Source organism: Pontibacter sp. Tf4, assembly GCF_014212495.1.
Classification (GTDB): Bacteria; Bacteroidota; Bacteroidia; order Cytophagales; family Hymenobacteraceae; genus Pontibacter.
Window position 1 is genome coordinate 36,048 of record NZ_JACKZC010000006.1, and the last position, 12,462, is coordinate 48,509.

Annotated in this window: 9 protein-coding genes; 3 read left to right on the forward strand and 6 right to left on the reverse strand. The window is 50.7% G+C overall.

What is annotated here, in order from left to right; all coding sequences use genetic code 11:
• Window positions 1-5 precede the first annotated feature (5 nt).
• The 6 genes from H7F15_RS10965 to H7F15_RS10990 form a co-directional block, all read right to left on the reverse strand.
• Window positions 6-1,067: an FAD:protein FMN transferase gene (locus tag H7F15_RS10965; RefSeq protein WP_185197023.1), complete on the reverse strand. Its 1,062-nt coding sequence runs from the start codon at window positions 1,065-1,067 to the stop codon at window positions 6-8.
• A 16-nt stretch (window positions 1,068-1,083) separates the two neighbouring features.
• Window positions 1,084-1,554 carry a thioredoxin family protein gene (locus H7F15_RS10970; RefSeq protein WP_185197024.1) on the reverse strand — a complete coding sequence of 157 codons (471 nt, stop codon included), beginning with the start codon at window positions 1,552-1,554 and terminating at the stop codon, window positions 1,084-1,086.
• 356 nt (window positions 1,555-1,910) lie between these two features.
• Window positions 1,911-3,548 (reverse strand): glycosyltransferase family 39 protein, encoded by a 1,638-nt coding sequence (locus tag H7F15_RS10975; protein WP_185197025.1) that lies wholly within the window; start codon window positions 3,546-3,548, stop codon window positions 1,911-1,913.
• A gap of 8 nt (window positions 3,549-3,556) precedes the next feature.
• Window positions 3,557-4,207 carry a lipid-A-disaccharide synthase N-terminal domain-containing protein gene (locus tag H7F15_RS10980; protein ID WP_185197026.1) on the reverse strand — a complete coding sequence of 217 codons (651 nt, stop codon included), beginning with the start codon at window positions 4,205-4,207 and terminating at the stop codon, window positions 3,557-3,559.
• Window positions 4,194-4,934: a glycosyltransferase gene (locus tag H7F15_RS10985; protein WP_185197027.1), complete on the reverse strand. Its 741-nt coding sequence runs from the start codon at window positions 4,932-4,934 to the stop codon at window positions 4,194-4,196. The genes H7F15_RS10980 and H7F15_RS10985 overlap by 14 nt, the downstream gene beginning before the upstream one ends.
• Window positions 4,935-4,973: 39 nt before the next feature.
• Window positions 4,974-6,029: an NAD-dependent epimerase/dehydratase family protein gene (locus H7F15_RS10990; protein ID WP_185197028.1), complete on the reverse strand. Its 1,056-nt coding sequence runs from the start codon at window positions 6,027-6,029 to the stop codon at window positions 4,974-4,976.
• A gap of 392 nt (window positions 6,030-6,421) precedes the next feature.
• Here H7F15_RS10990 and H7F15_RS10995 point away from each other — a divergent pair, with 392 nt between their 5' ends.
• The 3 genes from H7F15_RS10995 to H7F15_RS11005 all read left to right on the forward strand — a co-directional run bounded on the left by H7F15_RS10995 (window position 6,422) and on the right by H7F15_RS11005 (window position 12,442).
• Complete coding sequence (locus H7F15_RS10995; protein ID WP_185197029.1) at window positions 6,422-6,805, forward strand: hypothetical protein; 384 nt, start codon at window positions 6,422-6,424, stop codon at window positions 6,803-6,805.
• Window positions 6,806-6,927: 122 nt separating this feature from the next.
• On the forward strand, window positions 6,928-11,298 hold the full coding sequence (locus H7F15_RS11000) for a CusA/CzcA family heavy metal efflux RND transporter (protein WP_185197030.1): 4,371 nt from the start codon (window positions 6,928-6,930) through the stop codon (window positions 11,296-11,298).
• A 4-nt stretch (window positions 11,299-11,302) separates the two neighbouring features.
• Window positions 11,303-12,442 carry an efflux RND transporter periplasmic adaptor subunit gene (locus H7F15_RS11005; RefSeq protein WP_185197031.1) on the forward strand — a complete coding sequence of 380 codons (1,140 nt, stop codon included), beginning with the start codon at window positions 11,303-11,305 and terminating at the stop codon, window positions 12,440-12,442.
• Window positions 12,443-12,462: the final 20 nt, after the last annotated feature.

Below are 12,462 nucleotides of genomic sequence, written 5' to 3' on the forward strand. Positions count from 1 at the left end.
GGGTTTTAAGGTTGCTCAGTGGCTGTTTTGCTTTCCTTTCGGGGCGATGATGTGTTCTGGTAAAAGTGCAGGCTCAGGTTATCGGAGGCAAGCATTTCATCTTTATCCGTTATCAGCAGGCACTCCACACCTTTCAGTTGATTGATCAGGTACAAGCCATCCTCCGGGCCCAGTACATACGTAGCGGTTGCCAGGGCATCGGCCAGCTCGGCATCGGGGCAAATAATGGTTACGCTTTTCAGGCCGCTGGCAGGGTAACCGGTGCGTGGGTCGATGATGTGGCCGTAGCGTTTGCCATCAATTTCCACAAATTTCTCATAATCGCCGGAGGTAACGATAGCGGTTTCGCTGGCTGTTAGCCAGCTGAATACCTTGTCTTTTTCGGCCGGGTCGGCGATGCCGATGTACCAGGGCTGGCCATCAGGTTGTTTTCCCCAGGTTACCATGTCCCCGGCGGCATTCACTACGCCGGCCTTAATGCCCATTTTGCGCATCACATCGCGGGCCCGGTTGGCCGCATAGCCTTTGCCAATGGCCCCAAACCCGATCTTCATTTCCGGATCGTCCAGAAAGACACTATAGTTGGCAGAGTTGAGTTTGATGCGCTGGTACCCGATGTGTTTGACAGAGGCTGCAACCTGTTCCGGTGCAGGCATCTGCGTCATGGTGCCATCAAACTTCCATAGTTTATAAGCGGCTGCAAACGATATATCAAACGCACCATCAGTAAGCCTGGAAACCTTGATACTTCTTTCAATAAGGTGGTATAGTTCAGGATCGACGGAAACAGGCATGGAACCTGCGGCCCGGTTAATGGCGCTTGTCTGGCTGGTAGGCTGCCACTCCGAGATCAGGGCTTCGATGCGTTTTATCTCGTTTACACCGGCATCTATGGCGTTATTGGCCAACTGCTCGTTTTCAGAAACAGCTACCAGCTCGAAACGGGTACCCATTAAAAGGAGCACCTTCTTGTGCGCTTTGGCAGAAGAAGGTGCTCCCTGGGCAATGGCCTGTATCTGCATCAGCAGCAAACTACATAAAACAAGTAAGCGCAGGCGATGCAGCATAGTAAATGGTTCTTTGTTAGTGGTGCAACAGTTTGTTCAGGTGTTCTACGTAGGCTTCAGGGCCTCCGGTTTTGTATCCGGTCTTCGAGATCACGTTGCCTTCCTCATCCAGCAGCACAACCAGCGGAAAAACGCCCTCTGTGTTATACTTCTCGGCCAGTTGTTCGTTGTGCTTTACCTGCTGGGCAGGCAACTGGTTTTTCTTGAAACGGGGAAAGTCCAGTTCCAGCAATACCAGGTTGTCTTTGGCATAGTTTGCAAACGTGTCGGTGTTCCAGACTTCTTTGTTCAGCAGGATGCAGGGCTTGCACCAGTCGGAGCCGGCAAACACCATCAGAATGGGTTTGTGTGCCGTTTTTGCCTGCTTTAGGGCTGCGTTGTATTCGTGCAGCCAGGCCTCGTGGCCGGCTATAGTTTGTGCCTGGCTTGCAGTGGAAACCATAACGGCAAAAAGTAAAATCAGCAGGGAAATACGCTTTTTAAACATAGCAGCGAAAATTAAAGTGAACATGCAGCAGCCCATCGGTTGCCATGCTTTTACAACTTTGCAAACAGCGGTATTAGTTCAGTTGTGGGGTAGGAATGTTTCGCTACAAAATGCGTTTCAGACGTGTACTTATAGAACGAACTACCAGCAAATGCATTGCTTCTCACTGCTAAAAAAATTTTCATCCCTGATCATATCATCTGCTCCATAACTCAGTCCTAGAAGCTATACCCGAAACCAACTATAGTTTGGGCCTTAACTGTGACCGATAACTATAGTTTGTCGCGGGTTTCTGAAGCCCAACTATAGTTTGCCCTGCTCTAAAAAGACATGCTGCTCCGGCGTTGCACGCATTTCTAAAAATATATCAGCCAGGCTCCTACCCTTCTTTTTTGATGCAGCCGCTTCACAAGCCATTGTCGTTCGGCTGGCAGTTCATTTTTCACCAGCAGCACTACCGGTTGTTGTATTAGTTGAACTATTCTGATGGAGTCTTCCGGCTGGTTCAGTTTTAGATAATACTGCTTCCATGTAGTATCTTTTTCAAACTGGGTTTCCCGGTCGAGGTTTCTGTTGTGGTCCTGTATAGTTACAAAGTTACATCCCAGCTCAAAGGCTAAAGACGGAAGCAGCCTGTCGTATACTACTATGCGTCGCCCGTGCAGTTCTTTTTGCTGTAACACCTGCCTTAGTGCTACCGCGCTGTTGGTTAGAGCAGGGTTTGCCTGCAACAGGTAAGACACAAAAGGTAAAAGAAGCACAGTAAATATAAAAGAACCCAGCAATAGTTTAGGCACGGCTGTGTAATTGCTTCTCCAGATCAGGAACAGGCAGAGTACCATCAGCACAGGCAGGCTTAACGACCAGCTATACACCTGCAGACCTGGTTGCAACAATGGCCCTGCTATAAGCGCAACCGCCAGGAAAATATAATACCCCATTGCCCATTTGCTTACTTTGTGCAGGCTCCGCTCCGGAAGCCGGTATAGTAGCCAGGCCACCAGTAACGCCAACCCGGCAAACAAAGGCAGGATATACAGGATCAATTTGGAGCTGGAAAAAGAGAAAAATAAAAGCGGCACCACCAACCATAGCATAAACAGCCACTTGAACCGCCGCTGAAGGTCAGAAAGCCATTTATAGTTGCTGAGCAAAATTACAGACCAGGGTAGACTGAGCAAGGGGGCAAGTACAATATAAAACCACCAGGGCTTTTCACGGCTAAAAGCTTCTGCGTGCGCGTAACGGTCAACGATATGCCGGATAAAAAAGTAATCGACAAACTGCCTGTCCTGCAGCATCAGGTACACAAACCAGCTGCCGCCCAGTACCAGGAACAGCGCAAAACCAGCTAACAGGTGCTTTACATTAGTTTTGCTCCCAGTTTCAGTTTTGTGGAAGGCATAACTTATAACAACAAGCACCGGAAACACCAGCCCCACCGGGCCTTTCGTTAAAAAAGCCAGCCCCAGCAAACTATAGAACAGGTAAACCCAGCCGTGTCGCGCCGTACTTTTATGCTTTACCCACGCCCAGATAGCCAGTAATTCGAAGTTCGCCAGATAAGAATCCGTCGTTAAATTTCGGGCCGAGATCAGTACTACTGGCATTGTGAAATACACAAGCAGCGCAGTTACCGCAATTTCCCTGTTCCTGAAAAGCTCCTTTGCCAGCAGGTAAACCAGCAACCCTTGCAGCAACAAAGAAATCTGCAGAAAGAAACGTACCCCAAAACTGTTCACACCAAACAGCGCCATGCCACCGGCCGAAATGAGGTAGGTTACAGGCGGTTTATGATAATGCAGAATGCCCAGCAAACGTGGGTGCAGCCAGTCGCAGGTAACAAGCATATTTCTGCTGATCTCGGCATAGCGAGCCTCGCTGGTTTCCAGTACGCCCCACCCGCCAAGGTTACAGAGCAGTGCCAGAAACATGATGAGAAAGATCGCCCAAACTATAGTTTTGCCGGACAAGCGGAACACGCGTAGTCTCATGTTCGGGGTCAGTTGGTGATGGGAGAACTTGGCTGCTGTTTCTGCTGGCCTAAGTAAAGGTTCCGGCTATAAGCTACTACCCCGAACAGTTGCCCGATAAACAGCACCGGGTCCAGCCTTAAAACTGCGTACAAAATGATCATCAGGCTGCCAAGCAGGCTCAGTACCCAGAAACCCCGTGGCAACACCGACTCCTGCTGCTTTTCAGAATAATACCACTGGTACACAAACCGAAGTGTGAACACCAGCTGCCCGGCGCCGCCCCATGCCACCAGTGCCCCGGCTATTTTGCTGTGCTCCCAGATATATCCCAAACTATAGACATCGCCAAAAATAAGCCAGACGATAGCCGTGACAGGAAACAGAACAGCAGGCCAGCGCACCCACCACGGCAGCCCGTCCCAGGCTTTTTTAAGATGCAGGTTGCGGATATAAATGAAATACGAAACAGCCTGGCCAGCCAGTATCACCAGGTCGTTGCGCAGTACCCCGTACACCATCAGCAGAAAAGAGGCCAGCAAACTAAAGGTCCAGAACGAGGTAGGCGAAAGCACTTTGCCGGCCCGCTCCGACTGAATCCACTGCACCAGGATGCGGGAAGAGAAAAGCAACTGCGCTCCCAGGCCTATTCCGTACACCCCAAGATCAAATCTGCTCATGCGCCTCTTTCAAATTAAAAACACTTTTCTCTGCAATGCTATAGTTGATGTAGCGCCGGCGCATCCAGCGGAAAGCAAAAGTATCGTACAAGGGTCCCCAGAGGCGGTTAAAGAGATGGTACTTGGCCGTGCCGGCATATCGTTCGAAATGCTGCACCGGCACCTGCTTTACTTTGCCGCCCTGCAACTGGATGAGGGCCGGCAGAAAGCGGTGCATGCCATCAAAAAAAGGGATACGCCTGGCACAAGCTGTCTCCATTATTTTTAGCGGGCAGCAGGTATCCTGTATGCCGTCGTCTATCATCAGCCGCCGAAAGCGGTTGGCAATTTTAGAGGACAGCTTTTTAACAAGCGTATCTTTTCGCCTGGCGCGTATGCCGTTCACCATCTGGTACCCGGGCAGGTAAGCAAAGTAGCTCATAAAATCCAGCGGAGATGTCTGCAGGTCCGAGTCGAGGTAACCAAGGTAAGTGGTGTTTGTGTGATCAATGCCTGCTTTCAGGGCGGTGCTCAGGCCATAGTTCCTGTTCAGGGAAATATAACTATAGTTGGGCCGTAGCTGGCAGATTTGTTGTATGCGGGGCAGGCTGCCATCGGTAGAGCCATCGTTTATGAACAATACCTGCGTGGGCATCGGGGTTTGCGCCAGAAAAGCGTCCATGGACTCGCAGAACCTATCCAGACATTCTATTTCGTTGTAAACCGGCACAAGTATAGTTAACGACATGGCATCTATAGTTAAGACAGCGTTCAGTTCAAAACAAATTCAGGGTTCCGGCACACCTACTTCCGGGGCATAATGGTACTGCTTAAACCACTTTACAAAATGCGCCAGGCCGGTTTCAAGGGTAGTGGCCGGCTTATAGTTTATCTTTTTCTCCAGTTCCCGCACATCAGCGTAAGTGGTGTATACATCGCCGGGCTGCATGGGCTCCAGTTGCAGTACAGCTTTTTTGCCCAGTTGCCGTTCCAGTACAGCTATCAGTTCCAGCAGGTGGGCCGGCTTGTTATTACCAATGTTGTATAGTTTAAAGGGTGCTCCGGGGAAAGTGGTTTCAGGGGGCAGGCGCAATAGTTTTGCAAGGCAGTTCACTACATCCTCTACATACGTAAAATCGCGCTGCATGTCTCCGTTATTGAATACCTGTATAGGCTGGTCTTCGGTAATAGCTTTTGCGAAACTATAGTAGGCCATGTCGGGCCGGCCCCATGGCCCATACACGGTAAAAAACCGGAGCCCGGTGGTGGGTATTCTGTAGAGATGCGCATAACTATAGGCCAGTACTTCGTTGGCTTTTTTGGTAGCGGCATACAAGGAAACAGGGTAATCCGTGCACTGCCCGACTTTAAAAGGTACCTGCCGGCAGTGGCCATACACCGAGCTGGAAGAAGCAAACAGCAGATGCTTTACCGAAAAACTTCGGCAGCATTCCAGCAGATTCAGAAAACCGGTCAGGTTGCTGTCGATATAAGCCTGCGGATTATCAATGCTATACCTTACCCCTGCCTGTGCCGCCAGGTTAACCACCACATCAAACCTGTATTTTTCGAAAAGATCATGCAGGCTTTTTCCGTTGGTCAGGTCTAGCTGAATGAACGAATGGTTGGGGAAACTATAGTTGGCGGCAATGACCTCCGGCTGGATTTGCTCCCGGTGAAAGCCCTGTGCCTCCAGCCGGGCATATTTCAGTTCGGGGTCGTAATAGCTGTTAAGTACGTCAAGGCCTACTACAGTATGATCAGTTTGCCGGAGCTCCTGCATCAGATGATGCCCTATAAAACCTGCACTTCCGGTTACCAGAATTCTCTGCTCTTCTGCCATACCTAACCTCAACTAAAAACCTAAGCTACCCGGCCCTGCTATGTCTGTAAATGATCTGAACTATAGCTTGCGCAGTTCTATAGTTTAACTCCCCGTTGCTACAAATGTTTCAAACTACAATTCGATTTATACCATTTACATAAACTTTCCTTCCTATACCGCTGTTCTATAGTTTAAACAGGCAGAGCTCCGGAGAAAATAAAACCTGAACACTGCCTTGTCGGGGCTGGTTGCCTATAGTTACAGACTATATAAAGAATATAAGAGTGGTTTTCATCATTTAATTAAATAATAGCAAGCATCAGGTTTACAGAATATTCGTTTTATATTTGTTCAGGCAACCGGATAAAGCTATTGTCTGGTTTATAAATGAAAAGAACACACCGCTACGTGTGAAACAGTTTACGGCCATATTGCTCCTCCTGATCTATACATGTTCAGGCTCTACGTTTCAGGAACTCCGGAAAGCGCCTGTTCTGGTGGAGCATTACCTGGAGCATAAGATCCTGGACGAAGACCTGTCTTTAGTGGAGTATGTGGTTATCCATTACCTGAGCGGCAGCGAAAAAGATGCTGATTATACCCGCGATCTGCAGCTCCCTTTCAGGTGTGCCGACTTCCTCACCACAGCTTTTGCCATCGCCTTTATACCGGCACATTTCCTGGAGCTTTCGTTTCTGGCACCCTTGCCCGAGCAACTGAACTATACGGTTCTGAAGGACCGCTTCGAATTATTGCGCCTACCCACAGCCATCTGGCAACCACCCCAACTATAGTTAGTACTTGTTGCATTTGTACCTGCTGCTACCAGCATGGTACTGCCAGCGCTTATCCCTCATAAGCTGCAGATTGAGTCATACTGTTCAGGTATTATTTCATAACAGTTAGCTATAGTATTATGCTAAATAAAATTATTTCTTTTTCGATACAGAATAAGCTGATCATTGGCTTATTTGTAGCGGGGCTGATCGTTATCGGGGTGTATAACGTGACGCGCCTGCCTATAGATGCCGTGCCCGATATTACCGATAACCAGGTACAGGTCATTACCGTGGCGCCCTCGCTGGGTGCCCCTGACATTGAGCGCCTGATCACCTTCCCGGTAGAACAGGCCAACAGTAACATTCCCGGCATCAAAGAGATCCGCAGCTTTTCCCGTTTCGGCTTATCGCTGGTAACTATAGTTTTCCAGGAAGGGGTGGATGTATACTGGGCCAGGCAGCAGGTGGCCGAACGCCTGCAAACCGTGCAGCAACAGATTCCAGAAGGTGTTGGCAGCCCGGAACTTGGCCCTGTAACCACCGGCCTCGGCGAGATCTACCAATACATGGTACGTCCAGAGCCGGGTTACGAAGGTAAATACGATGCCATGGAGCTGCGCACCATACAGGACTGGATTGTGCGCAGGCAGCTGTTAGGTGTGCCGGGCGTGGCCGATGTAAGCAGCTTTGGCGGTTACCTGAAACAATACGAGATCGCCATAGATCCTTCGCGCCTGAAATCCTACGGTCTTTCTATTTCCGATGTGTTTACAGCCCTGGAAAACAACAACCAGAACACCGGCGGCTCCTACATCCACAAAGGCGATGCGGTCCTTTTTATCCGCAGCGAAGGCCTGTTGGGTAGCATCGATGATATCAGATCCATAGCGATCCGGAACACACAGAATGGTACTCCCATTTACATCCGCGATGTGGCTGATGTAAACTATGGCCATGCCACCCGCTTCGGAGCCATGACCTACAACGACCAGGGCGAAGTAGCCGGGGCGGTGGTGATGATGCTGAAAGGCGCCAACAGCAACCAGGTAATCAAAGAAGTAAAAGCCCGCATAGCCCAGATTCAGGAGTCCCTGCCCGAAGGCGTGGTAATTGAGCCTTTCCTGGACCGTACCAAAATGGTGAACAATGCGATTGGTACCGTAGAAAAAAACCTGCTGGAAGGCGCCCTGATCGTGGTGTTCGTACTCGTGCTGTTCTTAGGAAACCTGCGGGCCGGGCTTATAGTTGCCTCTGTCATTCCGCTCTCCATGCTGTTTGCCATAACCATGATGAACACCTTTGGCGTGAGCGGCAACCTGATGAGCCTGGGCGCCCTGGACTTTGGTCTGATCGTGGATGGGGCTGTCATTATAGTGGAAGCTGTGCTGCATACTTTCCATTTTAACAAGCGCTTTGCCACTACCAACCGCATCAACCAGGCGCAGATGGATGATACTGTACAGCAGTCGGCAAGCCGAATGATGAACAGCGCAATTTTCGGGCAGATCATCATTCTTATCGTTTACCTTCCTATTCTAACACTGCAGGGCATCGAGGGTAAAATGTTCAAGCCCATGGCACAGACCGTTTCCTTTGCCCTGATCGGGGCGGCCATCCTCTCGCTGACCTACGTGCCGATGATGAGTGCACTTTTCCTGAGCAAAAAGATCAGCCACAAGGATACGTTCTCTGATAAGATGATGGCCCGCATCGAGAACTTTTACCAGAAGTACCTGCGCCGCGTCATCGAGTTCCCGAAAGCGATCATAGCTGGTGCGGTTGTGCTTTTTGCAGGCGCTGTGCTGGTTTTAATGTCGCTGGGTGGCGAGTTTATACCTGCCCTGGAAGAAGGCGACTTTGCCGTTGATACCCGTGTACTGACGGGCAGCAACCTGAACACAACTATAAAATCAACACAGCAGGCGGCCGGCATTTTGTTAGAGCGTTTCCCGGAAGTAGAGAAAGTGGTCACCAAGATTGGCTCCGGTGAAATACCAACCGACCCCATGCCCCTTGAGGCCAGCGACATGATGGTGATCCTGAAACCTAAAAAAGAATGGACCTCTGCGACATCGTTCAACGAACTGGCTGAAAAAATGGGTACCGCCCTGCAGGATGTACCCGGTATTACGGCAGGTTTCCAGTACCCGGTGCAGATGCGCTTCAACGAACTGATGACAGGTGCCCGGCAGGATGTGGTGTGTAAGATATTTGGCGAAGACCTGGACACCCTGGCGCGTTACGCCCAAAAGTTAGGCAGCATTGCAACTACTGTTGATGGCGCCACCGACCTGTATGTAGAGACCGTAACGGGCATGCCGCAGATCGTGATAGACTATAACCATGCTGCCATTGCCCAATACGGCACCAACATAGCGGATATCAATCGCACCGTAAATGCCGCCTTCGCCGGTGTTAGCAGCGGCCTTGTATTTGAAGGCGAACGGCGCTTTGACCTGGTAGTGCGACTGCAGGGCGAACTACGCAAGAACCTGACCGATGTACAGAACCTGCTCATTCCTACCCCTGTCGGGCAACAGGTGCCTTTGTACTTAATGGCTAATGTAAAGCTGGAAGAAGGCCCATACCAGATACAACGCGAAGATGCCAAGCGCCGCATTATGGTAGGCTTTAACGTGCGCGGCCGCGATGTACAGAGCATAGTGGATGAACTACAGCAAAAAGTACAGCAGCAACTAAACCTGCCACCCGGCTACTATGTGGTGTACGGCGGCGCCTTCGAAAACCTTGAGGCTGCCCAGCAGCGCCTGAGTGTGGCCGTGCCGGTCTCGCTGGGCCTGATATTCCTGCTGCTCTACTTTGCTTTCCGGTCGGTGCGCTATGGGTTGCTGATCTACTCGGCTATTCCGTTGTCGGCTATAGGAGGTATTTTTGCGCTGTGGGTCCGGGATATGTCTTTTAGTATTTCGGCGGGTGTCGGGTTTATAGCACTGTTTGGTGTGGCCGTGCTGAACGGGATTGTGATGATCGCAGAGTTTAACCGCCTGCGGCTGGCCGGCGGACTTAGCCTGAAGGAGATCGTGCTGGAAGGTACTAAATCGCGCCTGCGCCCGGTGCTGATGACGGCCAGCGTAGCCAGCCTTGGCTTTTTACCGATGGCGCTGAGTGCCGGTGCCGGGGCCGAAGTGCAGCGCCCATTGGCAACTGTTGTGATCGGGGGACTGGTAGTGGCCACTTTGCTTACTTTATTCGTGCTACCGGCGCTTTACATCCTTTTTGAGAAAGCCGCCCACCACGAAGATAAACCTGCAAAACCGTTGGCAAAAGTGGTTGGCATTATGCTGCTTTTCCTGCTCCCTAACCTGGTTTCGGCACAGCAGCCCATCACCCTGGAACAGGCTATAGTAAAAGCGCGCAAACAGAACCCCGAACTACAGAATGCGCAACTACAGGCAAAAGCTCGGCAAAAACTGCAAGGCACCGCCTGGGACATTCCGCATACCACAATAACCGGCGAGTACGGGCAGATTAACAGCCCCCTTAAGGATACCCGTCTGAGTGTAGCCCAAAGTATCAAATTCCCGACGGTATATGTACAGCAGAAACAGCTGTTGAAGCGGGAATGGCAGCAGGGAGTGCGGGAGGCAGAGCTGGCTGATTATGAACTGCAGTGGCAGGTAATGGAACTATACTACGAGATGCTGTATGCCCGCGAAAAGCAGAAACTGCTGCTCCGCACCGACAGCCTGTTTGCCAACTTCCAGCGTAACGCAGACCTGCGGTTTAAACTGGGATCAAGCAACGTGCTCGAAAAAAGTACTGCCCAGACCCAGCGCGGCCAGGTAAATCTGCAACTAAAGCAGCTGCAACAGGAGCTATCAGAACTACAGCACCAGTTCCAGTTGGTGCTCAATACCGATACAGTTTATGTGCCCGCAGCGCGCCCGCTGAAGATGGAGCTATCCCTAACAGGTGACTCCGCAACTATAGCCGGGCATCCTTACTTGAATTTATTGCAGCAACAGCAGCAGGTTAGCCAGGCCAGTATAAAAACGGAGCAATCCCGACTGCTCCCCGACCTGCAGGTAGGCTACAATAACCAAAGCATAAAAGGCTCACAGACGGTGAACGGGGCAGAGCAAAATTTTACTGCATCCGACAGGTTTTCATCGGTGGAAGTAGGCGTAGGCATTCCGCTGTTTTATGGGGCACAAAAAGCCCGCATTCAGGCTGCCAGAATACAGGATCAAGCTACCCGCAACAGTTACAATGCCGGTAAACGCTCGCTGGAGCTACAGCTGCGCAAAGCAATGGACCAGTACCGGGTAGCCGCCGAAAACCTTGCCTATTATGAACAAACGGCCTTACCTGGTGCCGAATCTATCATTAAAACAGCCGACGACCAGTTTAAAGGTGGCGAAATTGACTACCTGGAATGGGTGCTGCTTACAAACCAGGCTATCAGCCTGCAAACCAGCTACCTGGATGCCCTGCGGAACTATAATCAGACCATCCTCCAATTAAATGCCCTAACCGGAAACAGATAACATCATGAAAAAATTAATTTATATATCCTTTATAACAGCTTTACTGGCCGGTTGCAGCTCTGAGCAGCCCGCAGAATCAACTATAGCTGAAAAGCCCCAGGAGACCAACCTGGTGCAGCTTACTCCCGCCCAGATGAAAAATGCCGGCGTAGAAACCGCGAAGGCGGAACTGAAAACGATAGCAACCGTACTGCAGGTAAATGGTGTGATGGAAGCCCCGCCACAAAGTATGGTATCGGTGAGCGTACCGCTGGGCGGCTATGTGAAGCACACGACCCTGCTCCCCGGCATGCACCTGAAAAAAGGACAACTGATGGCCGAACTGGAAGACCAGGCCTACATACAACTGCAACAGGACTACCTGACAGCCAAAGCAAAACTCGGCTACCTTACCCAGGAATATGAGCGCCAGCGCGAACTGAACCAGAGCAAAGCCACCAGCGACAAAGTGTACCAGCAAACACGGTCGGAATACCAGAGCCAGCAGGTTGCCCTGAAAGCCCTTGGCGAAAAGCTGCGCATGGTAGGCATCAACCCGAACCGCCTTACCCAGAAAAACCTGACCCGCACGTTAAGGATCTACTCCCCGATTGATGGCTACGTGACCAAAGTGAATGTGAACATTGGCAAGTATGTGGTGCCAACTGATGTGCTTTTTGAGCTCGTGAATCCAGCGGATCTGCACCTGATGTTAACCGTTTTCGAGAAAGACCTGGATGATCTGGAAATCGGGCAGCAGGTACTGACCTACCGCGCCAACCAACCCGAAAAGAAATATACAGGCAAGATCATTTACATCGGTAAGGATGTAACCGATGACAGGGCTGTAAAAGTGCACTGCCACCTGGACAAGGAAGACCCGACGCTGGTGCCCGGTATGTTCATGAATGCAGAGATCGAGGTGCACAGCAAAGAGGCTTATACCCTGCCCGAAGATGCGATTGTGCGCTACGGCAACAAACAGTATGTTTTCGCGGCCCGTAACAGCGGCGTTTTTGAGATGCTGGAAGCACAAACCGGCAACTCCGAACATGGTTACACGGCGCTGCAGCCTGACCAACTTTTACAGCCTGAAAAACAGACCTACGTGACCAAAGGAGCCTACGCGCTGCTCATGAAACTGAAGAACAAGGAAGAAGAATAAGCCCGATGCACAACTATAGT